Genomic DNA, 24,932 nt, shown 5'->3' with positions numbered 1-24,932 from the left:
GCCGTGTGAGGTGAAAGTCTCATGCACGGTTCTGAATGGGAGGGGGAGATGGTAACATCTCTCTCGACCCCTAATTTTACTTTCCTGCCGCGCCATGACTCAAACCGTATGGATCGCCCGACACGGAAACCGAATTGACTTCGTGAATCCCGAGTGGTTCAACACCGCAGAACGGCGCTACGATCCCCACCTGTCCCCGGACGGCCGAGTGCAGGCCCGACAACTGGCCGATCGCCTCGCCGGAGAGAACATCACCCACATTTTCGCCTCGCCCTTCCTGCGGACCGTCGAAACCGCCGACGCGGTGGCGGAAGTGCTCGATCTGCCGCTGCAATTGGACTGGGGTCTGGCGGAGTGGCTGAACCCCGAATGGATGTCGGAAATGCCGGAAACCCTCTCCGTCGAGCACCTGAGTGCCAAATTTCCCCGCATTGACCCCACCTACACGGGGGGAAAGGCCTACTATCCCGAAACCTGGCCCGCCTGCCTGAAGCGGACGGGGGAGACGGCTAAACGTCTGGTGAAAGCCTATCCCGAGGATAACTTGCTGTTCGTCGGCCACGGGGCCTCGGTGTTGGGGACGGCGATGGGGCTGATCCCCACCCTGCGGGAAACGGACGTCCACGCCAGCCTGTGCTGTCTGGTGAAGTTGGTGAAGGAGTCGGGGGAGTGGGTGATGGAACTCAACGGCGACACCTCCCACCTCGACGAAACGGAGGAAGTCGTCCGCTTCAACTGAGACGGAAGCCCAACTCGATCGCGGACGGCTAAAATAGAGAGTTGCTGTCACGATCTGTGGGTATGGCCGGACATAGTAAGTGGGCGAATATCAAGCGCCAGAAAGCTCGGGTTGATGCCGTCAAGGGCAAGGTTTTTACCAAAATTTCTCGGGAGATCATCGTCGCGGCCCGCCAGGGCGCCGATCCGGCGGGTAACTTCCAGTTGCGGACTGCGATCGACAAGGCGAAGGCGGCGGGTATCCCCAACGACAACATCGAACGGGCGATCGCCAAGGGTTCGGGGACCTTTTCGGACGGGGCACCGCTGGAGTCGATCCGCTACGAGGGTTACGGTGTCGGCGGCGTGGCGGTGCTGATCGAGGGACTGACGGACAACCGCAACCGGACGGCGGCGGACCTGCGGGCGGCGTTCAGCAAAAACGGCGGCAACCTGGGGGAGACGGGTTGCGTGAGTTGGATGTTTGAACAGAAAGGGGTGGTGACGTTGGAAGGACCCCTGGACGAGGAGAAGTTGCTGGAAGCCTCGGTGGAGGGGGAGGCGGAGTCTTACGAGTTGACCCCCGTCAACGATACGGACGGGGCGGAAGTGTTTACGGCGGTGGAAAATTTGGAGCACCTCAACCAAGTTTTGGGCGATCGCGGCTTCCGGGTGGTGGAGGCTGAACAGCGTTGGATTCCCGGCAATACCATCGAAATTGACGACTCAGAAAAGGCGCGATCGCTGATGAAGTTGATGAACGCTTTGGACGATTTGGACGACGTGCAGAACGTCACCGCCAATTTCGAGATGTCGGACCGCTGCTATCAAGAATTGTACGAAAGTTGAGGCGGAATCTGGGGGGAATCTGGGGGGAATCTGGGGGGAGTCTGGGGCAACCCTATCATGTGGCCCCCACGGATAATAATCAATAATAATTGAGAGCGATCGTAGGGGCAGGCCTCCGCGCCTGCCGTCCCCACTAGAAAGGCTGCCGTCCCCACTAGAAAGGCTGCCGTCCCCACTAGAAAGGCTGCCGTCCCCACTAGAAAGGCTGTCGCCCCCACTAGAAAGGCTGCCGCCCCCACTAGAAAGGCTGCCGTCCCCACTAGAAAGGCTGCCGTCCCCACCGGATCAAGAATTATCATTTAACCCCACACCCCACCGAGCACACCCCACACCCCAATTAACAATGCGCCTTCATCATTATTTCATCCCAATACTCGGTATTTTCTCCCTCGGCGCCGCCGCTTTGGGCGCGATCGTGCAGTTGCAGGGGTTGAACCTTCCCTACCCCGAAACAAGGGGAAAAACCACAGTTCCGCTGTCGCCGCTGGCGGGGGGGCGGGTGTTCGCCGTCGATGTGAAAGTGGGGGAAACGAGGGGGCCGTTTTTGTTGGATACGGGCGCCTCGACGACGATGGTGGCGACACCTCTGGTGGAGGAATTGGGACTGGTGGGGGAGGCGATACCGGGCGATCGCGTCAATTCTGCGGTGGCGGGGGATGAGTGTCCGGAAATGAACGCCACCCTCCACCGCCTCCCGCCGATGGAATTGGGGGAGGTGGAAATAACGGAATTGCAGGGGTTGGAATTTGAGGCGGCGGTGATTCCCGACGACTTGTCGGGGGTTTTGGGAATGGATGTTTTGGGGGAATTCGACGTGGAAATCGATTCCAAAAATCGGGAATTGCGATTGCTTCCCCCTTCCGAATTGCCCCCGGAATTATCGTCCGAGGCGATACCGCTGCGAAATCGGTTGGGGGTGATGGTGGCGTCCGTGGCGATCGCGGATCAGGGTTCGTTTTCGTTCATGTTGGATACCGGGGCGGAAACCATTTTTATTTCCGAAGAGTTGGCGAACCGCATTCCCATCGACCCCGCCTCCCGTTCGGACGTGCAAGTTTTGGGGTTTTGCGGGTTGGAAATGGCGACGCGATCGACTCTCTCCACGGTGCGTCTCGGTCCGCGAAAATTGAACAATGTGGAAGCGGTAATTTTATCCTCGCCGTCGGTTTTAGATCTGCTGGAAGTCGATGGAATTATCGGACAAAACTTTTTGGGCGAGTACCGGCAATATTGGCGGTTCGACACGGTGCGATCGCGATCGGAAAAGTGGGGCGGCAGTTTGCTGTTGAATGAGTTCTGACATCCAATCCGATTCCGGAAATTTTCAAGTCAATGAGGTACGAAGATTGACTCAAAGTCCCCTTTTTAAGGGGAATTTAGGGGGATCGAAGAGGTCTGCCAGCCGACTCAAAGTCCCCCTTTTCAAGGGGGATTTAGGGGGATCGAAGAGGTCTGCCAGCCGACTCAAAGTCCCCATCCCCCCCTACCCCCCCTTTGTAAGGGGGGAGATCAAGGGGGATAATGGGGGATCGAACCGTATCACAGCAGATCGACAACTGCTATAATTTCGCCGCCAAAATCTGAGTCGCTGTCAATTCCAGATCGGGAAATGTCGGGGACTCGACGCGATCGCTCTCCCGAAATTCACTCAGATCGTACAATTGATGATCCAAGGTACAAATTGTTACTTTCTCTTCCAACGGATCGACGATCCAATATTCCGGGATATCCAGGACTCCGTATTCCGAACGCTTGGAACGATAATCGTCAATTTTGGTCGAAGAACTCACAACTTCAACCACCAGGAAAGGCGGGGGTTCGTTGAAATCGATGACGGCTTCGCGATCGCTCATTTCCTCCCACTGTTCCTGAGACAAAACGGTGACATCAGGAATGCGGGACGTATCCCACCGCCGCCCCCGTGGAGAGCGAATCCCCACCAAACCGGGCAGCACCACCCAAGGCTGTCCCGATGCCGATACGGCACTCTCAAACTGAAGGGATAAAAAGCGAATGATCGCACCATGTTTTCCAGTTCCCAAACTCATCGGCAACAGTTCCCCATCGACGAGTTCGTAGCGGGTATCCGTTCCGTCGTCATATTTCAAATAGTCCTCAAACGTGATTTTTTGAGTGGCAACAGACATCGAAAAATCTCCTATTGATCCTCGCAAAGACTCAGAAACGCCGCACATTCGACGTGGGACGTTTGGGGAAAAAAATCGGCGGGCTGTACCCGCGTGATTCGGTAAATCCCCCCCTCGCAGAGCAGTTTGAGATCCCGCGAAAACGTGACCGGGCGGCAACTGATATAAACGATGCGTTGGGGTCGAATTGAACGCAGGGTTTCCACGGTGGCGCGATCGCATCCCTTCCGGGGCGGATCAAGCAACACCACATCGGGTTTCAGTTCCAATTTGGGGAGCAATTTCTGCACCGTCCCTGCCCGAAATGAGACGTGGTTGATATCGTTCAAATCGGCATTGAACCGGGCCTGTTCCACCGCCGTCTGTTGAAACTCCAACCCGATCGCCCGGATATCATTTTCTCCCGTTTGGGACCGCAACTGTTTCGCCAGCGGCAGGGTAAACGTGCCGATGCCACAGTAGGCATCCACCAGGGTTTCATCCCCCTGCAAATCCAATTCCTCCGAAATCGCCGACAGTAGGGTTTCGGCGGCTTCCGTATTGACCTGAAAAAACGTATCCGGCCCGAGGCGGAATTGCAGGCCCCCGAACAATTCTTTGAGATAGGGTTTTCCGGCCACGCCGCGGGTTTTCTGGCCGAAAATCGCGTTGGTGCGATCGCGGTTCACGTTCACACACACCCCCACCAGTTGCGGATACTCCTCCATCCACATCTGGGCCTGTTCCGCCAGTCCCGGCAGGTTCTCGTCCGCGGCAATCAGCGTCAGCAGCATTTCCCCCGTCCGGCGTCCGATCCGAAACGACAGGTGCCGCACGGTGCCCCGGTGTTGCCGTTCGTCGTACACCAGCCAGCCGCGATTTTGGATGTCCTGTTTAATATTCGCCAGCAGGGGATTCAAACGCTCGTCCTGCACCGGACATTGGTTGAGGTTGATGAGGCGGTGGGAACCCTTTTGATAATATCCCGCCCGCACCTGGCCCGTCGGGGAGAGCCGCAGGGGATAGGTGACTTTGTTGCGGTAGCCGAAGGGGGACGGGGAGGGCAGAACTTCGCCGACGGGGGGATCGGAAAAACCCCCCACCCGTTCCAAGGCACTGAGAACCAACTGCCGTTTCGCTGCCAATTGGCGGTCATACTCGATCTGCTGCCACTGACACCCCCCGCACTTGTCAGCCACGATGCAGGCGGGACGGACGCGGGAAGAGGAGGCTTCCAGAAGTTCGAGGAGTTTGCCCTCGGCGTATTTGGATTTCACCCGCACCAGCCGCACCGAAGCGCGATCGCCTGGGACCGTATCCGGGACGAAGACGACGTGATCGCCATACCGCCCCACCCCGTTTCCCCCTTCCGCCAGGTCGGTGATGGGGACTTCGATCTGTTGACCTTGTTTCCAAGCACTCATAAAATGTTACAAATGATGACTGTTATGTTGGGGACGCGAATGCCTCATTTTTCGCCCGTCCCCGGCTCTCACGCCCCCCCATTCGGAGCATTAAGCGTTTTGACCCTTGGTTTGTGTGGCACCGAATCGCTAAACTACTTAATGTTATCTTGATCTCTTTCAAAACTGATGACCGTAGTAAGCCAAGTTATTCTCAAAGCGGACGACGAACTCCGCTATCCCAGCACCGGCGAACTCAAAAGCATTAGCGAGTTCTTGCAAACCGGCGAACAGCGGGTTCGGATCGTCAATACCCTGACCGAAAACGAAAAAAAGATTGTCGATCGCGCCAGCAGCCAACTGTGGAAAAAGCGTCCCGACTTTATCGCCCCCGGCGGTAACGCCGCCGGACAGCGGGAGCGATCGCTGTGCCTGCGGGATTACGGCTGGTATCTGCGCCTGATCACCTACGGCATCCTCTCGGGGGACAAAGATCCCATCGAAAGCATCGGCCTGATCGGCGTCAAAGAGATGTACAACTCTCTCGGCGTCCCCATGCCGGGAATGGTGGAGGCGATTCGCTGTCTCAAAGAGGCTTCTCTGGGCCTCCTCGACGACGAAGACGCTCGGGAAGCGGCCCCCTACTTCGACTTTATTATCCAAGCCATGTCATAAACGCCCGGTCAACTGGTCTCTAACACAATCCCGCCCGACGATTTCGTTCCGGGGCGGGGTTTTTCTTCAGACTTGAAAATGGGAAAACCGGTTTCCCGCCCCCGGTTTGTCCGGAGTGGGCGGCTTCCGGTGCGGATCGATCTGGAAGATTTTGCGATCGCAAAGGAGTGTATCAAATCCATGAGTATCAATTACGCGGATATCAACTGGGAACATATCGGCCACGCGAATTATGTGGTGGCGATGACGGCCTGGGAGGGCGCCCTGTACGCGGCGACCCGGGAGGACAAGTTGTGGATTCGGGTGGCGGTTCCGGGGGACGTCCACTGGCAGGCGATCGGCCACGCCAACGACGTGGTGGGGATGGCCGCTTCCGAGAAGAAATTGTTTGCCGCCACTAAGGACGGCCGGTTGTGGGTGCGCGAACCGGTGGCGGAGGACGCCAAGTGGGACAAAATCGGCCGCGCCAACACTGTGGCGGCGATGACGGCTTGGGACGGAAAACTCTACGCCGTCACCTCGGACAATAAGCTGTGGGTGCGGGATGCCAACCTCGAGGATCTCGACTGGCAGGCGATCGGCCGCGCCAACGGCGTGGTGGGACTGGCCGCCGCGGATGGAAAACTCTACGCCGCCACCTCGGACAATAAGTTGTGGGTGCGGGAAGCCAACCTGGAGGATCTCACCTGGGAGGCGATCGGCCACGCCAACGATGTGGTGGCGATGGCGGCTTGGGAGGAGAAGTTGTTCGCCGCCACGGCGGACAATCGCCTGTGGATGCGTCCGGCTTTTGTATAGGGAGTGGGGAGTCGGGAGTGGGGAGTCGGGAATTGAATTGAATTGATCATTATAGCGCGGCGCGCGGTCTTCGGTCTTCAGTCTTCGGGAGTCGGGGGTGGGGAAAATGAAAAATGACCGTTTCCCTATTCCCATTCCCTATTCCCCATTCCCTATTCTCTATTAAAAAACGTGTGGCGCTATATATCTTTCGATAGATTGAAAAACCTTGAGGTTCTGATCAACCCGTTAACCCGGGCTTTTTTATGTAAATTTTTATGAAAAAGTGGGGATTAGCAGAAAAAAATGTAACAATAGATACAGAATAAAAGACAGAGCTTAAAAACCATTCCGCTTTAGGAGCAGCCGATATGAAACTCACCTACCGAGGTGCCAATTACAATCAAGAATTCAACCCCACCGATTTGGTCGAATCCGAACTGTCCGGGAAATATCGGGGACAAGATTTTCACTTCCAGTATCCCCGCCACATTCGGGTCCCCCAATCCCACGCCCATCTCAAGTATCGCGGCGTCCCCTACTGCACGGGCGAACCCAGAGATCGCACGAGCATGGCGGTGGCGGTGGCGATGACGGACGCCAAACCGGAAGCGCCGCCCACGGCGAGCGGGCAAACCTGCGCGATCGCGGAAGAGGAAGTGGCCAAAGTCCACTGCGCCAACCTCTACCGCATCCTCGAACGGCGCCAGCAAGCCGCCCGGGAACGGGGCGACATGAAATTGTTGCGGTTGCTCGAACAGGAAGCCCGACAGATGGTTTGCTAGGGCCGAAAATACTGGTTGAATTGAAATGGAGGTGCAAAGTTTGCACCTCCATTTTCGTGGCGGCACAAAAGCGATTTTCGAGCGTCGGGGGAAAATGGTAAGCGCGCGATCGGCTCTCAGATTTCAGCCATCAGTTTGCGGTCGATCGCCCGTCATTGAAAAGTTTCGGGGTTGTCGTGCGATAATTATCAATGATCAATTATCAATGATCAATTCTTCAACGAGAACCTCCATCAGGAGCGTATCGACGGCGGGAGCGAGGAAATGTTCGACCAGCCAGCTTTGGGTGACGGCGATATCGCGATCGCACTCCAGATACACCGCCCCGACGATCGCATCGAACAACTCCGCAAACATCCCGGCCCGGGCGATTTCGTGTTTCCAAACCGATTCGGTTCCCAGATGGGCGAGGTGCGGCAAGCCCATGTCCTCGGCGAAGGCCGATCGCGTGGCATTGTCGATCAGGTCGCTTTTGATCACCGTCAGGGTTTCGGGTTGCAGGTCGGGGAATCGACTGTAGAGGTAATTGGCGACCACCGCAGTCAACACCAGCGATCCGACGCGGGCGAGTCCGATATGTTCGAGCGATCGCAGTTGCTTCTCGGAAGCGGTCAAATCCGATTGTTCCGCGATCGCGTCGGGGTGATTGAGGGCAATTTCCAACAGTTCCTGGCGGTTAAAATCGGGGAGGCCGACCGCCTCCATCGCGGCTTTGGTATTGGCAATCATTTTGACAAAAATGGTACACAGACCCAACATTGACTACAGGCGATCACAGGTCGGTTACGGAGCAAAAAACGACTCGGCAATCCTAAAAGCATTTTGAGTTTCTCTCCCCCCGATCCCCCCATCGGCTACAATTAAGCTCGGTTCGCGATTTCCTGCCCAGACGCTTCGCGGACGCCGTTTGGTGTGTCCACAAACCCATGTCTTCCTTAAATACAATTAGTGAAAGTGTTTGTTTCGGGGGTACCGTCGGCTTTTACAGCCACGTCTCCTCCACCTGCAACAGCCGGATGCGGTTTTCCGTCTACCAGCCCCCCCAGGCGCGAATCCAGTCCGTCCCGGTTCTGTACTACCTCTCGGGCCTGACGTGTACCGAGGAAAATTTCATGGTCAAGGCCGGCGCCGAGCGTTGGGCCGCGAAATACGGGTTGATGCTCGTCGCCCCCGACACCAGCCCCCGCAACACCGACACGCCGGGAGAAGAGGAGGACTGGGATTTGGGAACCGGGGCGGGGTTTTACGTCGATGCCGTCCGGGAACCCTGGAACCGCCACTATCAGATGTACAGTTACGTCACCCGGGAGCTACCCGAGGCGATCGCGGCCCATTTTCCGGCCCGGGGCGACCGCCAGAGCATTTTCGGCCACTCGATGGGCGGCCACGGCGCCCTGGTTTGCGCCCTGCGGAATCCCCAACAATATTTATCGGTTTCGGCATTTGCCCCCGTTACCGCCCCGACGCGCTGCCCCTGGGGTCAAAAGGCTTTCACCTACTATTTGGGGAGCGATCGCGATCGGTGGCGGGACTACGATGCCAGCGAACTGGTTTTGCGGGGAGACTTCAACCGCCCCATCCTCATCGACGTGGGGACCGCCGATCCGTTCCTGGCTCAAAAGCAATTGCTGCCGGAAGTCTTCGAGCGCGCCTGTTCGGAAGTCGGACAGGTGCTCACCCTGCGGATGCAGCCCGGGTACGACCACAGCTACTTTTTCATCGCCACCTTCATCGAAGATCACATCCGCCACCACGCCGCCGCTCTGGTGGACGATGGGTAAGAGAAAGGGAGCCGAGGGAGCGGGGGAAGCGGAGGGAGCGGAGGAAGAACACAGATAGGATTTTCCTCCGGTCGCCTCCGGTCGCCCCTCCGCCCTCTATTGCGAATCGTCGGATGTCGCCAGGGGGAGTTTCGCCCAAACGGTGGTTCCTTCGTCGAGTTGACTCTCGATGGCCAACTCGCCGCCGTGCAACTCGACGATCCGCTTGGCGATGCTGAGTCCGAGTCCGGACCCCTGCTGTTCATAGAGTTTGCGCTCGAATTGCATATGGGCGCCGATGCCCTCGATCTGTTCCGGGGTCATCCCCCGACCGCGATCGCCCACCCGCAGCAGAAAACAACCCTCGCCGATGGAGCCCCGGACTTCGATGGGGGTGCCGGGTTCGGAAAATTTGCAGGCGTTGTCGATGAACTCTTCCACCAGTTTTTCCAGTTGGTTGGCGGCCATCTGCACTGCGGCGTCTTCGAGGTCGAGGTCGAGATCCGACTCCCGTTCCGAGAGTTTCGCCTGTCGGGTGGCGGCGGTGACGATCGCGGCTTTGGCATCTTTGACCCGGAGGCTTCTGAGCAACCGCACGCGATCGGCGTTGAGGCCGATAATTTCCAAATCCGCGTACAGCAGAAAATTCACGATCAGCCGGTGCAGGCGACGGCCGGCGGTGCGGATGTCTTCGAGGACTTCTCGGATCTCGGGGGGGTCGAACAGGTCCAGGTCCGAGAGCAGCAGTTCCGTGTTGCCGATGATGCCGTTGAGGGGGGTCCGCAGTTCGTGGGGGAGGGAGTGGGTGATGTTTTGCCGCAATTCCTCGATCTGCCGTCGGGACTGTTGTTTGACGAAGGACTGTTTTTCAAGGCGAGTAGCGATCGCCCGCAACAGTTCCTCCATCGAACAAGGTTTGGTCAGGTAGTCGTCCGCACCGAGATCCATCCCTTCTCGCAGGTCGTGGCGGTCGGCTTTGGCGGTCAGAAAGATAAACGGGATGGTGGCTGTGTCCAGTTGCGATCGCAATTCCTTCAACACCCCGAAGCCGTCCAACTTCGGCATCATCACGTCGCACAAAATCAGGTCGGGCAGGTGTTTCTTAGCCTGTTCCACCCCGACCCTTCCGTTCTCCGCTTCGAGCACGTCAAAGTCTTCAACTTCGAGCAACTCAACTAAATTCTCACGAATCGCCTCTTCATCTTCAATTACCAACACTTTAGTCATATAGCTTCTCGAATTGATATCATACGGGGTGGCTACAACCGGAAATACTCGGATCATTGACAACCATTATCTCACATCGCGATCGCCCGACAATGCCCCAAAATTGAAGATTCCTTAAAATTATTCAGCCCTCCGATGTCAGGGGCAAGGTGACGGTAAACGTCGTCCCCTTTCCCAATTCACTTTCCACGGCAATCTCACCCCGATGTAAGTCCACCACCTGCTTGACGATGGACAACCCCAATCCAGTCCCTTTGATTTGTCCCACATTGGACGCCCGTTCAAATGCTTGGAACAGTTTATCTTTATATTCCGGCGGAAAACCGATGCCACAGTCTTTGATCCGAAAAATAATCCGGTCTGCTTTACGGATGACATAAAAATTGATCGTCCCCCCATCCGGAGAATATTTGATAGCGTTGGATAATAAATTCTCAAAAGCGTGGCGGAGCAACTTTGCATCGAGGACGACCGGCCCATCAGTCGCCCCCCAACTTTTAAATTCCAGGTCGTGCTTTCCGTCAAGCTGAACCCGAAACTCTTCGATCAATTTTTCACAAAATTCGATCGCATTCAGGGGAACCGGGTTAAAATTCAATTTACCGGATTCTGACCGACTCAAAGTCAAAACATCTTCGAGGAGTTCGTTCATGTTTTTGACCGCCGCCTGAATCCGCTGGAAATGTTTCAGCTTTTTCTCGTAGGTGAGCTTGGATTCGTGGGTTTCCAAGAGATCGGCGGACATCTGAATGGAGGTGAGGGGAGTCCGCAAATCGTGGGAGGCGATAGATAACAGGCGGGACTTTTCCTCCCGCGATGCCTCCGCCAAATCTAGGGATTGTTTAACTTTCATCTGCTCTTGATATTTTCGCATCGCCATGCGGATAGTGGCGTGAACCTCCCGGTCTTTAAAGGGCTTTAAAATATATCCATAAGACCCCGTAAACTCCGCCCGTTCCAGGGTGCTGTCGTCGGCGTAAGCGGTCACATAAATCACCGGCGTACCGTATTTTTCATGAATTTTTGTCGCCGTTTCGATGCCATCCATATCGCCCTTAATCACGATATCCATCAACACTAAATCCGGCTTGTTTGCCTCGACCGCCTCCAGGGCTTTGTCGCCGGACGAGACGATATCGGCGACACCGTATCCCAACTTTTTGAGTTTGCGGGCCAAGCCTTTGGCAATCAGCAACTCGTCCTCTACAATCAAGATTGAAATTTCACTCATTTGACCAGACCCTCCTAATTGTGAATGAGTTGCGATCCACGAAGCCCATCCATCGCGACTTGTTCTGCGGTGGTGAAGCCGTTCGGACAGCTATCGGGCATGAAATTCGCCGGGGTCGAAAAATTGACGGTTCCACCGCCACTGCCGAGCCCGAAAAATCGGCAATCGATCGCCATAATTCTCGAAATCCGGGCGGTTCTAAACCGCCACCGGAAGCCCCGCAGTTGGGTGATAGATCTCGATTTTTACCTCTAGAATTAAGATACATTTCCTGGATATTTTAAAATGTCTGGGCAATGAACCGGATCTGATATAAAATGAGATATCCGACATGATTTGTGTCGAATATTTCCCCCCCCAAACGGTGGCGAAGCCATCTTCAAGCGGAGGATCTCCCTCTCAATTGGGATAGCCGTTCGGAACCCACCCTCTGATTGTATTATAGGTCCCGATCCGCGACCGCTCAATACCGCTGCCGGTAGCGCAACTCCGAGAACGTCAGCTTAAATGCGGTTCCCTCCCTCACCTCCAACAGTTCCAAGGTCCCTTCGATCTGATCAGTCAGAGTCCAGATCAATTCCATCCCCAAGGATTCGACATTGCGGATGTCGAGACCTTCCGGGAGGCCGACCCCATTATCCCGCACGATCAGGGTGATACTCCCGTGCCCGTCCCCGTGGAGTTCCAGGGACAATTTGCCGGGGCGCCCGTCGGCGAAGGCGTGTTTGAGGGCATTCGAGATCAACTCGTTGACGATGAGGCTGCAGGGGTTAGCCGTCTCCAAATTCAGTTCCACCGGGTCGATATCCAACTCCAACTCCACCGCGTGATTTTCCATGCTGTAGGAGTCGAACAGTTGGTCGGCCAAATCCTGGAGGTAGTCGCCAAAATTGATCCGGTCGAGGCCGGTGGACTGGTAGAGCTTTTCGTGAATCAGGGCCATCGACTGAATCCGCTGCTGGCTGTCCTCCAACAGTCGCGTCACCTCGGGATTGTCGGTGTAGTCGGACTGGAACTCCAGCAAATTCGAGACGACGAGCAGGTTATTTTTGACCCGGTGGTGGATTTCCTTGAGCAAAATTTCCTTTTCCTTGAGGGAGTCCATGAGTTGACTTTCGGCCTGTTTCCGCTCGATGGCGGTGGCGAGGACGTTGGCCGCACTCTGCAAGAAATGGACGTCCTCCTGGGTGAAGATCCGCTCCTCGTTGGCGTAGACCCCCAAAATCCCGTAGCGGGAATTTCGGCCATCGATGGGAATGCTGACGCCGCTCAGGTAAGGGTAGCGGTGAATTTGGGTAGAGCCGCCGCCGCCCTCCCGGGGAGACAATCCGCCATCGTGCGACATCGGCTCGGTTTGGGAGGAATTCGGCAAGATAAACGAATAGAGGTTCTGGCCCGCGATCGCCACCGTGAGCCGATCGGGTTCCGGAGTCCGAATTTCGAGCAATTTGCAATAGTCCACATTTAAACACCGGCTCACCTGTACCACCACCTCCTCGATCAGGGTGTAGAGGTCGATACCGGAGAGAGCCTTTTGCCCCAATTCGGCGACGATCGCCTGCTGGTAGGCTTTAGCAGCGATTTGCCCCTGGATCTTCTGGCGATCGGCAATTTCCCCCCGCAACTGTTTGTTCATGTCCTGCAGTTGAGCCGTCCGCTGTTCCACCAGCATTTCCAGCCGTTGATTGAGCTGCTGCAGGGACTGTTCAGCCGCCTTGCGTTCGCTGATATCCGTCAGGGTGCCGACAAATCCGACCACCTCATCGAAATCGTCCCGGTCCGGAACCGCCCGGGCGAAGACCCAGACCTCGCGGCCGTCGGGATGTCGGAACCGATATTCCGACTGGAAGGGCCGGTAATCCGCCAGAGTCTCCATCCACTCCCCGATCACACCGTCGCGGTCCTCCGGGTGGATGGCTTGTATCCAACCCCGTCCCAGAATATCTACAGCCGGCAGTCCCAGCAAATCGCAGCCGTGTTCGTTGATGTACACGCACTCCCCCCGGGCATCGGTGCGGAAAATGCCGACGGGGGAGATGTCCGTCAGGGTGGCGTAGCGGGCCTCGCTTTCCCGCAGGGCATCTTCCACCTGGCGGCGGTCGGTGATGTCTTCGGCCAGGCCGACGGTGCGATCGACGAGTCCCGCCCCGTCGAAGACCGGAAAGCTGCGGGTCCAGATCCAGCGTTCGGTGCCGTCGGGCCGGACGATGCGGTACTCTTGGTTGAACGGTTCGGCGATCGCGTGATTTTTAAATAACTCCCGGATGAACTCCCGCTCTTCGGGGTGGATGCTCTCGAACCACAAATCGGGATTTCGATAAATTTCTTCCCGGGAGATGCCCCAGATCGACTCGAAGGCGGGGCTGATGTAGGTCCACTCCCCCCCCTGGACCGGACAGATAAAAAACACCTCGCGGATGCTCTCCGCAAGTTGGCGAAACTGCCGTTCGCTCTCCCGCAGTTCCACTTCCGCCTGGCGGCGTTCCAGTTCGGAGGCGGCCCGGACGGCAAAAATTTGCAGGATTTCTTCCATGAACTGCAAATTGGAGGCGGGGCGGCACCCTAAAACCGCCACCACCCCCAACAGGCGATTTTGGGAGTCCGTCAGGGGCAACCCGAGGAAGCTCGACCCCCGCATTTGACGCATCAGGGAGTTGAGGGGAAAATCCTCTCGCAACCCTTCTGAATAGACGGTCGGGGTGGTTCCCGAACCGCCCTGATGGTTGACGAGGATTTCCCAGCACTGTGTCCGTTCCAGTTCGTATTCGAGGTTGGGGGCGATCGCGCCGTCGGCCCACAGGGCGATCGTCCGCATCCGGTCGGGTTCGGAAACCCACTCGCTGATGAAGGCACATTCCATCTGCAGGGTTTTGGCCAGGGATTGCACCAGGGATTGAAAAAAGGCTTCGCTGGTGCGGGTGGAAACCCCCAGGGCGAGATTTTTCAAGACCTGCTGCACCTGCTGGCGTTCGATCGCCGTGGCGATCAGGTTGGCGATCGCCTGCAGGAAGTTGAGGTCTTCCCGGTCGAAGGCTTGCGCTTCCCCGGCGTGGGCGCTCAACACCCCGAAGGGTTTGGGTTTTCCGGGGATGGGGACGCTGATGCTGCTGGCGATGCCGTGTCGGCGCAGGAAGGTTTCTTTGGTAAATCGGGGGTCTGTTTCCAGGTCGGCGACGAGGATCGGCTCCCCTTCGAGGAGGGTGTATCCGGCTAGGGAGGTGCGGTCGGGGGCGATCGCGACGGTCGAGCTGAGTGTCTCGGTTTCCCAGCCGACCCCGGCCCGCATGACGAATTGATTCCGCTCCGGGAGCAGTTCCACGATTTGGGCGAATTTCACCTTCAAAATCGAGGCCAGCGATCGCGCGGTTTCCTCGAACAGGGCGTCCAAGTCCGGGTCGGCGAGGGCCTGCTGGCTGAGGTGGGCCACGGTGTCCTGCTGGGTGACGCGATCGCGGAGTTCGGTTTCTGCGGCCTGCCGCCCCGTCACGTCTTGAATCAGGGAGAGGATCGACACCACGCGATCGGACTCGTCGCACAGCACCGAGTTGTACCACTCGCAGTGGAGGACATCGCCATCCTTGGTATAGTTGCGGTTGGTGCAGATATTGTAGGTCTCCCGGCCACTCACCAAGGCTTCGGCAACGATTCTCACCTGTTCGAGGTCTTCCTCGAACACCATCGGCCAGTCCCCCCAGTGACGCCCCACCACTTCCCGGGCCGTCCAGCCGAACATTTGCTCGGCCCGGCCCGACCAGTATTGAACCCGAAACTCTCGATCCCATTCGATCACGGCTAGGGGAGAGTTATCGACGTGGGAGCGGAGTTGCCGGTGGGCTTTTTGTAGTTCGAGGTCGGCTTGCTTCTGTTCGGCTAAGGTGCGGGTGAGGATTTGGTTGGTGGCTTGCAGTTCCCGGGTGCGCTCCCTCACCCGTTGCTCCAATTCCGAGGTCAGGTTTTGCAGCGCTTCTTCGGCCTGTTTGTAGGGGGTGATGTCCCGGGCGACCCAGGCCACGGACTCCTCGGAAAGGGGGGTGATGTTGGCGGAGAACCACAGGGTTTCGCCGCCGACGGCCAGGGAATATTCAAAGTTGAGGACGGGGCCGGTTTCGAGGGCTTCCCGTACCCTGGCAGTGAAGGGGTTGTCGGGGTCGGGGGGCGAAAACCGTTCCAGGGTTTCGGAGATGATTTTCGACGGATCTTGATGGGTGTCCGCCTCGGAAATACGGCGGGAGCGACCCGGGTGGGTGGGGGCGACTTGAATGGAGTTGACGCGAATATTGACGATTAAAATGATATCCGTCAGGGCTTCAAAAAAAGCCCGGATGTTGGGTTCGGACGATCGCAGTTTTTCTTCGATGAGGCGGATGATGTTGCGCTGGCCGATTTCTCCTTGCAGTCGTTGGTTTGTGGCTTGCAGTTGGGTTTTAAATTGCAGGAGTTGTTGCTGCAGGGGGGTGGGGTTCCCGGAAATTGGGGCGCGGGTGGCGGTTTCTGGCGAGTTGACAATTGGAGTTTTGGGGGGTCGGAGTTTCTCCAGGACGCGGGTTTGGGTGATGAGTCCCACGAGTCGCTCCCAGTCGTCTACGACCGGAAGATGGCGGATGTGGTGGGCCTGAAATTGCTCCAGGACGGTGGAAATATCTCGGTAGTCCGCGACTCGGAGCGTGACGGGGGATCGGGTCATGACTTCGGAAACTCTCAGGGTGTCCGACATTTCCCCGGCGCCGATGAGCCGCACCACGTCGCGCTCGGTCCACAGCCCCACGACCCGCCGTTCTTCGATCACCACGACGCAACTGCGGGGGGGCGCCGCGTCGCCTTCCCAAAGCTCCGAAGATTCTTGGCTCATCAGGGCGATGACCTGCAGGATCGATGTATTGGGGTCTACCGTCAGCGGCGATGGGTGGACGATCTCCGCCAAGGTGAGGCTGGGGTCGGGTTGGGAGTCTAATCGCATGGGGTCGAGAAGGATGGGAAGCGTGGACGGGTTCGGCTTGGGGCGCGATCGCTCAGTTGATGGGAACTCGGACGCGCATCGTGTTATTCTCCCACTGCCATCTTTAATAAGTGTAGCGAGTCGCGGCGGTCTTAGCTTGAAAACATTTTCCCCGGGGATCGGTGCGGCCACTGCGGATCGCCCCTTTTCGGGCTCTTCAGAACCCGATCGCGGCCTTTTCAACTCGGTCTTTTTGTTCTCCGCAGGAATTCACTTGAGAAACGGACAATCGCATTTTTCAAATACTGCCGACGCCGACCTTCAGTCCGGCGCGGGTCTCCTTTTCCCATTCCGGGTCAAAAAATTTCAACGATTGATTCATAAAACTAAATAAAAATATTGAGTTTTGATACAATTACTATATTTTAATAACGGATTCAAGTTTCGGCTTCAGCTATTATAAAATAAAGTAGCGAATTGGGTTTTGAGTCGATCATGAAACGTCAATACTTATCGTTCCTAGCCGGCCTGACCGTGGCGACGGGCGCGTCCCTCGGACTGCCCGCCCTCGCCGAAAGCTGGGTTTTTATGGGACAGGCTTCCACCGGAGAAGAAGTTTACGTCGATCGCGACAGTATTTCCTGGGGTAACGAAGGGTTGCGATTTATCTACAGCATCGGCAACGAAACCATTTACGCGATCGCCTACTGCGACTCTAACACCTGGTATGCCAGCGGGTACGACCAAGTCTATTCGCCCACCAGTACCGCCACCAGCGACATGATCGGTTACGTCTGCTCGATCGGCAATAACTAAGATTGCAAATTGAATGCCGGAAGAGAGTTGATCTCTAATTTTTGGGTGTATCTTTATTTTGACGGCGATCGCGATCGGTGACTGCCACCAGCTTCAAACTTTTGCCACATGAGCTCTTGCCGATTGCCTTTTCTCGAAGGATTGTGTAAATATTCAAACGGACTTGATATCAGAGCCCAAACCCTATCTATTGCCTCTTGCCACATGAGCTCTTGCCACATGAGCTCTTGCCTCTTGCCTTTTTGAAAGGAGTTGTCAATCACCGGATCTGATATCAACGTCAATACCGGCACATGATCAGGGTATTGGCAGAAATATACCCCGCCACCGGAGAGGTGATGCGAACCCAGTCGCGATTTTCCCCGTTGGGGTCCCGAATCAGGCGATAGTCCGCCGCCAGTTGCACCTGATCCCCGGAGGGTACGCCGCCCCGGCGGGCCGAAAATCGGGACGGGTCAGCCCGAACCACCACGCCCCGGGGAGCCGCCCGGCGATCGATCTGGCGGCAAAGGTTCCGGGCCGGCGGGCGGTCGTCCTCCGTCACATCCTCCGAACAGTCCGCCAAATTGCCCGACCCGCCAGGATAGCCGTTGGAGACGAACCCCCGCATCGGATAGGTAATTTCGATCCAACTGCGGCCGCCGGGGCCGCGAATGCCCTCGTAGTTGCGGACGAGGGTGACTTCTTGGGCGTAAGGAACTCCCCCCACCACGGGGGAATTGGGAGTGGGTCGGGAACGGACCACCAACCCCCGGCGTTCCGAGACGCGACGGCAGAGATCCGCCGTGGTTTGGGCGATCGCGCGATCGGACCCGAACCAACTGACGGGGGCATTTGACGACAGTTCCCCCGCCGCCACCGTCAAAAAAACCGCCGCCAACCCGGAGGCGACCCGTTTCCCAACATTCCAAATTTTCACCTTCACCACTCCTCAAAAAACCCACACAATTGTTATGGCGCTGCGCGTAGGGCAACGGGTGTAGGGTGTAGGGTGTAGGGTGTAGGGTGTAGGGGCAACCTTATACGGTTGCCGGTTCCCATCTCCCATTACCCATTACCCATTACCGACTCCCGACTCCCGACTCCCGACTCCCCATCTAAAATTGTCGCAGAAAGCGGAGATCGCTGGCGTAGACCCGCCGGATGTCATCCAACTGGTGCAACACCATTGCAAATCGTTCTACCCCGAACCCGGCGGCAAATCCGGTATATTTCTCCGGGTCATAACCCACCGCTTTCAAGACATTGGGATCGACCATGCCGCAGCCGAGCACCTCCAGCCATTTTCCCTGCCACTCCAAATCCACCTCGGCTGAAGGTTCAGTGAACGGAAAATAACTCGCCCGGAAGCGGATCGGCAGGTCCCCGAACATCTGCCGCAGAAATTCTTTGATCGTCCCTTTCAGGTCGGTGAAGCGCAGGTTTTCCCCCACCGCCAACAGTTCGAGTTGGTGGAAAACCGCCGCGTGGGTGGCGTCCACCGTATCCCGGCGGTAGACGCGGCCGGGGGCGACGATGCGGATGGGGGGTTGGTGCTGTTCCATGTAGCGGATTTGCACGGAGGAGGTGTGGGTCCGCAGTAGGTTGCCGTCCGGGAGGTAGAAGGTGTCCTGCATATCCCGGGCTGGGTGGTCGGGGGGCGTATTCAACGCCTCGAAATTGTAGTAGTCGCTTTCCATCTCCGGCCCGGTGGCGACGGTGTAACCCATGCCGACGAAGATATCCAGGGCGCGATCGATGACGGCGTTGAGGGGGTGAATCCGGCCTTGGGGGCGGTAGACTCCCGGCATGGTAACATCCAGGGTTTCCGCCTGCAATTGGGCTTCGAGTTGGGCGGCTTCCAAGGCGGTGCGGCGGCCGTCGAGGTCCCCTTGCAGGGCTTGTTTGACTTCGTTGGCCAGGGCGCCGATGCGGGGCCGATCGCCCGGGTCGAGTTTGCCCATCGCGCCGAGCACTTTGGAGAGTTTGCCCTTTTTGCCGAGGTAGTTGATCCGCAACTGTTCGAGTTGTTCGAGGGTTTCGCACGCGGCGATCGCACCCTCGGCTTCTTGGCGGACGTCTTCTATTTGAGTTTCTAAATCGCTGAGTTGGGTGGTCATAACTGAATCTTGGGCGTCGGCTGTGTGTGAGGCCAGCTTCGAGTGTACCACGCGGCAACAACTAACCGACTGCATTTCCCCGTTGTCGGGCTTTAGCCCCAGAGTCAAAGACGCTGGCATCGCAACAACTTGTAATAACCGTTTTTGGGATGAGAGTCCCCCAATGCGATCGAGTGCAGACCGTGGCTAGAGAAAGAAAATCATCTCTTATTCTTCCAAAAGCCGTTGCAGCAAACTCGGTGCGATCCAGAAACCAGCGGTTCTCAATTGTTCAAAGGATGCTGCCAAGTCGATTAAACCCGCTCTGGCGGCATCCTTCAAAATGCCCAGTAATCCAATAATTCTCAAACCCCGTGCCGAGGCTATCCGCCGAGCCGCTTTGTCATCGAGTATGACCCAATCTGCCCTGAGTTGTTCTGCCAGTAAAATTGCTTCTCGCTCCCCAGGATCGAGCGGTTCCAAAGCCGTATCCAAATCCACAGCAACGACACGAATTTCCAGCCATTCAGGAGGTTGCTTGATCCAGTCTTGGACGATTATAGGCGACCCGACAGCCTCCAGTTCATCACGGACTGTTTGAGGAATTATCACCGTCCCGTATAACTGTGGCAGTAAATCAATTTTGTCAATAAGTAACAGATAGCAAATTGGAGAAGTATCTGAAACAACACACGTCATATTTTCAACTCTCCCAGAGTCTCGATGTCCCGTTCCAGTTCCTCCTCGTCATAGTTTAAATAGACTCCCATCCGCTTTAAAAAGGCATGAGTTTCCAGTCTTGATGATAACTGGAGGATACGGCGAACTTCTGCGGTGCTGATTGTCCCACAGCGGTAAGCATCAGCTATAAATACCTCCAGCAACTTGCGCTGGAGGTCGCCCCCTTCTTCGCCCAATCTTCGCGCCACTTCGTCAGGAATTTCAATTGAAACTTGCATGATATTTGGAAAATACAAAATAAGTCATGAAAATGGATTTGCTATCAATTATAGCAAAAACTGCCATTTATTCAAAAGCGATCGCGCCCTTTTGTCTGCAATTATTATTTGCATTGTGACTCGATTTGTCATTCCGGAGGCGATCGCATCTCGCTCGGATGCACCGCCCTCACTTCACCGTATCGGGCAAAATCCCGGGTATTAAACGTCAAAATATCAGCCAATCCATGCACGATCATCGCCGCCACCAACCGGGCATCGTGAACGTTAACCCCCCTCACCCCATAAGTCGCCACCAACCGCTCCCACTCGGAATAAATTGTCGGCGTATCGGGTAAAAGTGAAAAAATCTCTTTTAACCGATTCACTTCCATCGCGGCTTCTGACGGCGTATGTCCCAATCCATTGGAACGGGTTGGGCGGGTGTAAACATTCCAAAACTCAATTAAATTTTGTGGAATGATACAAACATCTTCTTCCTGTTCGAGTAGAATATTGGTTGCCCTTACCGCATCGGTGTACATGGGATGGCTTGAGTCCGCACTCCGCAACAGAATATTGGTGTCGATCAAAAACGCCATCAACCCCTTTCCCCATAAATACTTTCTCGGCTAATCGCTTCATCAGATAGATGGGGCTGATTCGGCGGATGACTTTCGGCCCACTCCCGAAATGCTTTGGCTCGTTCTGCCGGGGTGGCGGTTTCGTGAAAAGGACGGGGCTTTTCTTCCGACACGGTATCCGGTAACGCTTGCAACTTTTCCTCCAAGAGCGATCGCTCCTCCGGCGTGAGAGAACCGACAATTTGAGCCAATGCTTCCACTAATTTGACGTTCATAATTCCTCCGTTTTGGTTTGCGATCGCTTTTTTATTAGATTTCATTATGTCTAGTTTAGCAGTAGTTTAGCAGTAGGGTTCGTTTGAAATAATACTCCGCAACAGAATATTGGTGTCGATCAAAAACGCCATCAACCCCTTTCCCCATAAATACTTTCCCGGCTAATCGCTTCATCAGATAGATGGGGCTGATTCGGCGGATGACTCTCAGCCCATTCCCGAAAGGCTTGAGCCCATTCTGCTGGGGTGGCGGTTTCGTGAAAAGGACGGGACTTCTCCTCCGACACGGTATCCGGTGATGCTTGCAACTTTTCCTCCAACAGCGATCGCTCCTCCGGCGTGAGAGAACCGACAATTCGCGCCAACGCTTCCACTAATTTAACGTTCATAATTCCTCCTTAATCTTCATGTTTACTCTCCAACAGGCGATCGCGATGTTGTTGTGATTCGCCCCTGGTTCGCGTCACCCACTCCTGAGCATCTTCTCCCACCAGTGAATAGGGAGCATTTCCAGCAATATCCAGCCACTTGCGCCGGGGCTTTCCGTGGGTGGAAGTCTGGCGTTTGACCAGCTCCGTTGCATGGCTAATCACCTGCAATTGTTCCTCTGGGTTCAGTTGCTCAATTTCCCGTAACACTTGCGCCAATAACGGACTCATTGCCCCAACCTCCTTTTCCTGCTGCGTCCAGTTTAACACCGATCGCAACAGTTGCGATCGCAGCCTTGCGATTCCTTTCAATAGGTGGGAGTATCGCCTTTTTATTGCCTCCACAATCGGATATCTGGTAAGTTGAGGATACGGAAATTTTAACCCTCCGAATTTCCGCCCCGATCGCCCCCCTCGACCGGGCTAATTCAACCGAACAATATTGGAGTCTTTCGACCGTGGTCAACCGCATCGATTTAGACAGTCCCATGCGGGCTGAATTCAACCTCCGCAAAGCCTTCGTCATCGACGCCTCGATCCAACTGTTGCCGACCTGGTTCGAGGGGTATCAAGTCGGAGAGGGGGCGTTTCGCCTCGAACACCGGGAAATTGCCTTTCCCGGCATGGAAATCGCCTATTTTTTCACCTAAAACACCTTCGCCGATCGCTATACTATCCCCGCCGGAGAAACCCATTTCGCCTTCCCCCTCTCTCCCCACCGTCCCACTCTATCTTGGGCTGGCCATGTCAACCCATCCATCCATGCGATCGCGGTTCACCGCAGTAACGTCGAATACATCTCAGTCCAGCCGCCGGGTTGGAGCGGTATCTATATTTGTATGAATGACGAACTTGTTGCGGCCCTGGACTTGCTGCCGGAAACCTTTTGGGAGGACAGCCGCGATCCGGAGCGGGCCGTTCTGGCCGTCGATCCGGGAGCGTCGGGCTCGGGCTTTCGTCCCCAAGGTCGGGGGGTCTATTCTCCGATGTCGATCTCCGTATTTTCACGGAGATTTTTTCCTCGGCATCCGAAAATTAAGTAATTTTCACGAAGACTTTACCCCTTCCAATCAGTTATAATAGAAATATTTACTTTAATTCAAGAAAAGATCTGACAAAATTTGAAAAAAGATCTGACAAAATTTGATAAATTTTGGGGTCGAATCATTTACAGTGAAATTGTCAGTAAATTATAAAGCGATCGCGGTTATCCCAGATTGATCGCACGCCTGGTCAAAAGGCTCTTTCGTCCAATGGAAATCGAGTTGAAATCCACAGCATCTATCCCCTTTAAAGTGACTTTATCCCGACCTTAAATAGAGTTATATGGCTAGTTTTAAGTGCGATCGCAATGGACACGCACATCGCCTGAACGTGAAAACACTATCCTGGAGCCCAACAATTATGATTCGTCGTTTTGCCACAATTACTCGCCACAGTCGCTCAAAAAAGTTGCGCGAATCGGATAGACATTCATCTGAAAAACAGACTATAGCAGTGTGAAATGATTCGTGAAAATTTGAGCGGCTCAAAGCCCCCAGTATTTGGGGTTTGGGGGCCAGACAATTTTACAAATGGCTGCACATTGCTATATATAGCAGTGTGAAATGATTCGTGAAAATTCGATCCGGTCAAAGCCCCCAGTATTGGGGGTTTGGGGGCCAGACAATTTTACAAATGGTTTCCGATTGCTATAGTTGTAAAAACGGCAAAATTAATTCGTCAAAAAAGAGTGATATTTTCTCTGTTGGGTGCAGAACGAGTGACATTTTCAGACGAATTTAGCTGTCAAACATAAGTTTTCAAACCGCGCCAAAAATGAATTTTAGGCGCGAAATATTTCCACATACCAGGGTGTCTATCTCCATCGCTTTATTGCATGGTCAACCCTCACAAGTAAGCGTGAAGAAATTGGATAGACACAATAGTAAACCTCAACTAACTGTAGAGTTTTGGCAACAATTTCAAGAGCATCAAAACTATCTCTACCGTTGCTGTCTGAAGCGAATGGGCAACCCCATAGAAGCCGAAGATGCCCTCGGTGCGGCACTGCTGAAAGCCCAAGAAAAACTGCAAAATCAAACCGAACCGATTCGGAATTGGAAGGGTTGGTTAGTTCAACTGACCTGGAATCACTGTACGGATCTCCTCAGACAGCGCGATCGCCACGCGGTGGCAGTTGAGGATGTGGAGGCGATCGCCCCATCGTCCGAATGGGCAAGTCCGGAACCCACGCCGGAACAGATTTGTGTCGGCTGGGAACTCGAAGAATTTTTAAATCGCGCCATCGAAGAATTGCCGCCGAAGCTGCGGGAAACCTTGATTCTCCACCTCAAAAAACAGCGATCTCCGAGTGAGATCGCAGCCGAACTCAACCTGTCCGCCGTCAACGTCCGCAAGCGCATTTCCCAAGCCCGGGCCATTTTGCGCGATCGCCTGGAAGCCTACCAAAGCGACGGCGACAGTCTGGCGAGGGAGTTCTGGAAGACGGCAAAACTGCGGGCCGTCCGTTTGGAACCGGAAACCGGCGCCGCCGGTAAACCCCGGAAAACGGCAACAAATGGGCGAGTTTCGGCTTCTCCCACGGCCACCGGGAAGCGGGGAGTTGAGATCCGGGCCTGAAACCGCCCCGGCTTCATCGGCTCAAAACCAGATCTGGAGAGGGATTGCATCTACCCGGGGAAATAAAAATTCACACATCACCCCCGCCAAACGTCTAATAAGTGAACCCGAAAAAACTCACTCTTGGAGTTCAACAATTATGATTCGTCGTTTAGTCGCCCTTACCAGTCTCGTCGTCCTGAGCACCTTCGGAATCTCCACCGCCGCCCGGGCCGGCGAGGGGGGCGTAGCCGGTTCCGCCGCCTTCACCGTTAACGGAACCGCCGTCACGGGGGTGGCCGTCTCCGCCGCCGTCGGTAAGGAATTTGCTGCAGCCCACTCTTTTAACTACGACGGCAGCAACGCCAACGGTTTGCAGAACTCTGCTTTTGCGATCGGTGCTGCGGGTGAAGTCGGTATAGTTGGTCTTGGCGACCCGGCGGGCTTCACCTTGGATGTGCTTGAAGATAGCGATCGCGCCACGGCCCAGGCCAACAACTTCACCGCCGGATACACCATTCAAATCGGAACCCAGTCCGGAAACACTTTGGTTGATGCTCCCTAGAACTGTGGCAGTGGGTTGGCTCGGACTATTTCTAGCCAACCGCTCCATTGGATTGACAGATTTATTGAATGTCGAGATAGACAAATATAGCAATCGGAAACCATTTGTAAAATTGTCTGGCCCCCAAACCCCCAATACTGGGGGCTTTGAGTCGATCAATT

The 24,932-nt window shown here is 55.5% G+C and carries 28 protein-coding genes; 12 read left to right on the top strand and 16 right to left on the bottom strand.

The annotated features are described in order from the left end of the window. Nucleotides 1-94: 94 nt before the first annotated feature. Together LKE08_RS22090 and LKE08_RS22085 are read left to right on the top strand one after the other, a co-directional pair. Nucleotides 95-739, top strand: coding sequence for a histidine phosphatase family protein (locus LKE08_RS22090; protein ID WP_324706429.1), 645 nt, complete (start codon nt 95-97; stop codon nt 737-739). Nucleotides 740-801: 62 nt separating this feature from the next. After that, nucleotides 802-1,566, top strand: coding sequence for a YebC/PmpR family DNA-binding transcriptional regulator (locus LKE08_RS22085; RefSeq protein WP_324706428.1), 765 nt, complete (start codon nt 802-804; stop codon nt 1,564-1,566). On the opposite strand, the gene LKE08_RS22080 is transcribed toward LKE08_RS22085, so the two are convergent. Beyond that, on the bottom strand, nt 1,545-1,865 hold the full coding sequence (locus tag LKE08_RS22080) for a hypothetical protein (protein WP_324706427.1): 321 nt from the start codon (nt 1,863-1,865) through the stop codon (nt 1,545-1,547). The two genes, LKE08_RS22085 and LKE08_RS22080, sit on opposite strands and share 22 nt — an antisense overlap. A gap of 44 nt (nt 1,866-1,909) precedes the next feature. On the opposite strand from LKE08_RS22080, the gene LKE08_RS22075 reads away from it, so the two are divergent. Next, nucleotides 1,910-2,866 (top strand): retropepsin-like aspartic protease, encoded by a 957-nt coding sequence (locus tag LKE08_RS22075; RefSeq protein ID WP_324706426.1) that lies wholly within the window; start codon nt 1,910-1,912, stop codon nt 2,864-2,866. 259 nt (nt 2,867-3,125) lie between these two features. On the opposite strand, the gene LKE08_RS22070 is transcribed toward LKE08_RS22075, so the two are convergent. Further along, complete coding sequence (locus LKE08_RS22070) at nt 3,126-3,713, bottom strand: Uma2 family endonuclease (protein WP_324706425.1); 588 nt, start codon at nt 3,711-3,713, stop codon at nt 3,126-3,128. 11 nt (nt 3,714-3,724) lie between these two features. Next, the gene (rlmD, locus tag LKE08_RS22065) at nt 3,725-5,116 is read right to left on the bottom strand and encodes a 23S rRNA (uracil(1939)-C(5))-methyltransferase RlmD (RefSeq protein ID WP_324706424.1); all 1,392 of its coding nucleotides are present in this window, start codon (nt 5,114-5,116) and stop codon (nt 3,725-3,727) included. Nucleotides 5,117-5,284: 168 nt separating this feature from the next. Here rlmD and LKE08_RS22060 point away from each other — a divergent pair, with 168 nt between their 5' ends. The 3 genes from LKE08_RS22060 to LKE08_RS22050 all read left to right on the top strand — a co-directional run bounded on the left by LKE08_RS22060 (nt 5,285) and on the right by LKE08_RS22050 (nt 7,332). After that, nucleotides 5,285-5,770, top strand: a complete 486-nt coding sequence (locus LKE08_RS22060; protein WP_324706423.1) for an allophycocyanin subunit alpha-B — start codon at nt 5,285-5,287, stop codon at nt 5,768-5,770. 78 nt (nt 5,771-5,848) lie between these two features. Then, nucleotides 5,849-6,568 (top strand): hypothetical protein, encoded by a 720-nt coding sequence (locus tag LKE08_RS22055; RefSeq protein WP_324706422.1) that lies wholly within the window; start codon nt 5,849-5,851, stop codon nt 6,566-6,568. Nucleotides 6,569-6,918: 350 nt separating this feature from the next. Then, nucleotides 6,919-7,332 carry a DUF4278 domain-containing protein gene (locus LKE08_RS22050; RefSeq protein WP_324706421.1) on the top strand — a complete coding sequence of 138 codons (414 nt, stop codon included), beginning with the start codon at nt 6,919-6,921 and terminating at the stop codon, nt 7,330-7,332. Nucleotides 7,333-7,527: 195 nt separating this feature from the next. Here LKE08_RS22050 and LKE08_RS22045 read toward each other — a convergent pair whose 3' ends face one another. Then, nucleotides 7,528-8,061, bottom strand: coding sequence for a ribonuclease III domain-containing protein (locus tag LKE08_RS22045; protein ID WP_324706420.1), 534 nt, complete (start codon nt 8,059-8,061; stop codon nt 7,528-7,530). Nucleotides 8,062-8,258: 197 nt separating this feature from the next. Here LKE08_RS22045 and fghA point away from each other — a divergent pair, with 197 nt between their 5' ends. Beyond that, nucleotides 8,259-9,113 (top strand): S-formylglutathione hydrolase, encoded by an 855-nt coding sequence (gene fghA / locus LKE08_RS22040; protein ID WP_324706419.1) that lies wholly within the window; start codon nt 8,259-8,261, stop codon nt 9,111-9,113. Between the two features lie 96 nt (nt 9,114-9,209). Here the strand turns inward: fghA and LKE08_RS22035 are convergent, their stop codons facing one another. From LKE08_RS22035 to LKE08_RS22020, 4 genes are all read right to left on the bottom strand, one after another. Beyond that, the gene (locus tag LKE08_RS22035; RefSeq protein ID WP_324706418.1) at nt 9,210-10,319 is read right to left on the bottom strand and encodes a response regulator; all 1,110 of its coding nucleotides are present in this window, start codon (nt 10,317-10,319) and stop codon (nt 9,210-9,212) included. A gap of 124 nt (nt 10,320-10,443) precedes the next feature. Beyond that, a complete protein-coding gene (locus tag LKE08_RS22030) occupies nt 10,444-11,550 on the bottom strand; it encodes an ATP-binding protein (RefSeq protein ID WP_324706417.1) in 1,107 nt (368 codons plus the stop codon). Nucleotides 11,551-11,564: 14 nt separating this feature from the next. Next, nucleotides 11,565-11,726: a hypothetical protein gene (locus LKE08_RS22025; RefSeq protein ID WP_324706416.1), complete on the bottom strand. Its 162-nt coding sequence runs from the start codon at nt 11,724-11,726 to the stop codon at nt 11,565-11,567. Between the two features lie 287 nt (nt 11,727-12,013). After that, nucleotides 12,014-16,507: a PAS domain S-box protein gene (locus tag LKE08_RS22020; protein WP_324706415.1), complete on the bottom strand. Its 4,494-nt coding sequence runs from the start codon at nt 16,505-16,507 to the stop codon at nt 12,014-12,016. Nucleotides 16,508-16,981: 474 nt separating this feature from the next. Here LKE08_RS22020 and LKE08_RS22015 point away from each other — a divergent pair, with 474 nt between their 5' ends. Then, complete coding sequence (locus LKE08_RS22015; protein ID WP_324706414.1) at nt 16,982-17,302, top strand: hypothetical protein; 321 nt, start codon at nt 16,982-16,984, stop codon at nt 17,300-17,302. Nucleotides 17,303-17,582: 280 nt separating this feature from the next. Here the strand turns inward: LKE08_RS22015 and LKE08_RS22010 are convergent, their stop codons facing one another. The 8 genes from LKE08_RS22010 to LKE08_RS21975 all read right to left on the bottom strand — a co-directional run bounded on the left by LKE08_RS22010 (nt 17,583) and on the right by LKE08_RS21975 (nt 21,917). Further along, nucleotides 17,583-18,221, bottom strand: coding sequence for an SH3 domain-containing protein (locus LKE08_RS22010; RefSeq protein WP_324706413.1), 639 nt, complete (start codon nt 18,219-18,221; stop codon nt 17,583-17,585). Nucleotides 18,222-18,399: 178 nt separating this feature from the next. Beyond that, the gene (gene pheS, locus LKE08_RS22005) at nt 18,400-19,401 is read right to left on the bottom strand and encodes a phenylalanine--tRNA ligase subunit alpha (protein ID WP_324706412.1); all 1,002 of its coding nucleotides are present in this window, start codon (nt 19,399-19,401) and stop codon (nt 18,400-18,402) included. Between the two features lie 207 nt (nt 19,402-19,608). Beyond that, nucleotides 19,609-20,079 (bottom strand): DUF3368 domain-containing protein, encoded by a 471-nt coding sequence (locus LKE08_RS22000; protein ID WP_324706411.1) that lies wholly within the window; start codon nt 20,077-20,079, stop codon nt 19,609-19,611. Then, entirely contained in the window at nt 20,076-20,339 is a 264-nt protein-coding gene (locus LKE08_RS21995) for a UPF0175 family protein (RefSeq protein ID WP_324706410.1), read from the bottom strand. The genes LKE08_RS22000 and LKE08_RS21995 overlap by 4 nt, the downstream gene beginning before the upstream one ends. Nucleotides 20,340-20,467: 128 nt before the next feature. Beyond that, a complete protein-coding gene (locus tag LKE08_RS21990; protein WP_324706409.1) occupies nt 20,468-20,920 on the bottom strand; it encodes a type II toxin-antitoxin system VapC family toxin in 453 nt (150 codons plus the stop codon). Beyond that, nucleotides 20,920-21,177 carry a hypothetical protein gene (locus tag LKE08_RS21985; RefSeq protein ID WP_324706408.1) on the bottom strand — a complete coding sequence of 86 codons (258 nt, stop codon included), beginning with the start codon at nt 21,175-21,177 and terminating at the stop codon, nt 20,920-20,922. Before LKE08_RS21985 ends, LKE08_RS21990 begins: the two co-directional genes overlap by 1 nt. Nucleotides 21,178-21,308: 131 nt before the next feature. After that, nucleotides 21,309-21,566 carry a hypothetical protein gene (locus LKE08_RS21980; protein WP_324706407.1) on the bottom strand — a complete coding sequence of 86 codons (258 nt, stop codon included), beginning with the start codon at nt 21,564-21,566 and terminating at the stop codon, nt 21,309-21,311. A 9-nt stretch (nt 21,567-21,575) separates the two neighbouring features. Continuing rightward, complete coding sequence (locus LKE08_RS21975; protein ID WP_324706406.1) at nt 21,576-21,917, bottom strand: hypothetical protein; 342 nt, start codon at nt 21,915-21,917, stop codon at nt 21,576-21,578. Between the two features lie 146 nt (nt 21,918-22,063). On the opposite strand from LKE08_RS21975, the gene LKE08_RS21970 reads away from it, so the two are divergent. From LKE08_RS21970 to LKE08_RS21955, 4 genes are all read left to right on the top strand, one after another. Next, a complete protein-coding gene (locus LKE08_RS21970) occupies nt 22,064-22,255 on the top strand; it encodes a hypothetical protein (RefSeq protein ID WP_324706405.1) in 192 nt (63 codons plus the stop codon). 189 nt (nt 22,256-22,444) lie between these two features. Next, complete coding sequence (locus tag LKE08_RS21965) at nt 22,445-22,648, top strand: hypothetical protein (protein ID WP_324706404.1); 204 nt, start codon at nt 22,445-22,447, stop codon at nt 22,646-22,648. Nucleotides 22,649-23,612: 964 nt separating this feature from the next. Continuing rightward, complete coding sequence (locus LKE08_RS21960; RefSeq protein WP_375341457.1) at nt 23,613-24,227, top strand: RNA polymerase sigma factor; 615 nt, start codon at nt 23,613-23,615, stop codon at nt 24,225-24,227. Nucleotides 24,228-24,366: 139 nt separating this feature from the next. After that, nucleotides 24,367-24,771 (top strand): hypothetical protein, encoded by a 405-nt coding sequence (locus tag LKE08_RS21955; RefSeq protein ID WP_324706402.1) that lies wholly within the window; start codon nt 24,367-24,369, stop codon nt 24,769-24,771. Nucleotides 24,772-24,932 lie beyond the last annotated feature (161 nt).

It is taken from the genome of Lyngbya sp. CCY1209, from assembly GCF_035615495.1.
Classification (GTDB): domain Bacteria; phylum Cyanobacteriota; class Cyanobacteriia; order Cyanobacteriales; family Microcoleaceae; genus Limnospira.
The sequence above is the reverse complement of the archived record's forward strand: the minus strand, read 5'-3'. Positions and strand labels throughout refer to the sequence as shown.

Bases quoted from the DNA above. Each gene is read 5' to 3' on its own strand.
- LKE08_RS22090 (WP_324706429.1), top strand. From the start codon at position 95: ATGACTCAAACCGTATGGATCGCCCGACACGGAAACCGAATTGACTTC.
- LKE08_RS22085 (WP_324706428.1), top strand. From the start codon at position 802: ATGGCCGGACATAGTAAGTGGGCGAATATCAAGCGCCAGAAAGCTCGG.
- LKE08_RS22080 (WP_324706427.1), bottom strand. From the start codon at position 1,865: ATGATAATTCTTGATCCGGTGGGGACGGCAGCCTTTCTAGTGGGGACG.
- LKE08_RS22075 (WP_324706426.1), top strand. From the start codon at position 1,910: ATGCGCCTTCATCATTATTTCATCCCAATACTCGGTATTTTCTCCCTC.
- LKE08_RS22070 (WP_324706425.1), bottom strand. From the start codon at position 3,713: ATGTCTGTTGCCACTCAAAAAATCACGTTTGAGGACTATTTGAAATAT.
- rlmD (WP_324706424.1), bottom strand. From the start codon at position 5,116: ATGAGTGCTTGGAAACAAGGTCAACAGATCGAAGTCCCCATCACCGAC.
- LKE08_RS22060 (WP_324706423.1), top strand. From the start codon at position 5,285: ATGACCGTAGTAAGCCAAGTTATTCTCAAAGCGGACGACGAACTCCGC.
- LKE08_RS22055 (WP_324706422.1), top strand. From the start codon at position 5,849: ATGGGAAAACCGGTTTCCCGCCCCCGGTTTGTCCGGAGTGGGCGGCTT.
- LKE08_RS22050 (WP_324706421.1), top strand. From the start codon at position 6,919: ATGAAACTCACCTACCGAGGTGCCAATTACAATCAAGAATTCAACCCC.
- LKE08_RS22045 (WP_324706420.1), bottom strand. From the start codon at position 8,061: ATGATTGCCAATACCAAAGCCGCGATGGAGGCGGTCGGCCTCCCCGAT.
- fghA (WP_324706419.1), top strand. From the start codon at position 8,259: ATGTCTTCCTTAAATACAATTAGTGAAAGTGTTTGTTTCGGGGGTACC.
- LKE08_RS22035 (WP_324706418.1), bottom strand. From the start codon at position 10,319: ATGACTAAAGTGTTGGTAATTGAAGATGAAGAGGCGATTCGTGAGAAT.
- LKE08_RS22030 (WP_324706417.1), bottom strand. From the start codon at position 11,550: ATGAGTGAAATTTCAATCTTGATTGTAGAGGACGAGTTGCTGATTGCC.
- LKE08_RS22025 (WP_324706416.1), bottom strand. From the start codon at position 11,726: ATGGCGATCGATTGCCGATTTTTCGGGCTCGGCAGTGGCGGTGGAACC.
- LKE08_RS22020 (WP_324706415.1), bottom strand. From the start codon at position 16,507: ATGCGATTAGACTCCCAACCCGACCCCAGCCTCACCTTGGCGGAGATC.
- LKE08_RS22015 (WP_324706414.1), top strand. From the start codon at position 16,982: ATGAAACGTCAATACTTATCGTTCCTAGCCGGCCTGACCGTGGCGACG.
- pheS (WP_324706412.1), bottom strand. From the start codon at position 19,401: ATGACCACCCAACTCAGCGATTTAGAAACTCAAATAGAAGACGTCCGC.
- LKE08_RS22000 (WP_324706411.1), bottom strand. From the start codon at position 20,079: ATGACGTGTGTTGTTTCAGATACTTCTCCAATTTGCTATCTGTTACTT.
- LKE08_RS21995 (WP_324706410.1), bottom strand. From the start codon at position 20,339: ATGCAAGTTTCAATTGAAATTCCTGACGAAGTGGCGCGAAGATTGGGC.
- LKE08_RS21990 (WP_324706409.1), bottom strand. From the start codon at position 20,920: ATGGCGTTTTTGATCGACACCAATATTCTGTTGCGGAGTGCGGACTCA.
- LKE08_RS21985 (WP_324706408.1), bottom strand. From the start codon at position 21,177: ATGAACGTCAAATTAGTGGAAGCATTGGCTCAAATTGTCGGTTCTCTC.
- LKE08_RS21980 (WP_324706407.1), bottom strand. From the start codon at position 21,566: ATGAACGTTAAATTAGTGGAAGCGTTGGCGCGAATTGTCGGTTCTCTC.
- LKE08_RS21965 (WP_324706404.1), top strand. From the start codon at position 22,445: ATGAATGACGAACTTGTTGCGGCCCTGGACTTGCTGCCGGAAACCTTT.
- LKE08_RS21960 (WP_375341457.1), top strand. From the start codon at position 23,613: ATGGGCAACCCCATAGAAGCCGAAGATGCCCTCGGTGCGGCACTGCTG.
- LKE08_RS21955 (WP_324706402.1), top strand. From the start codon at position 24,367: ATGATTCGTCGTTTAGTCGCCCTTACCAGTCTCGTCGTCCTGAGCACC.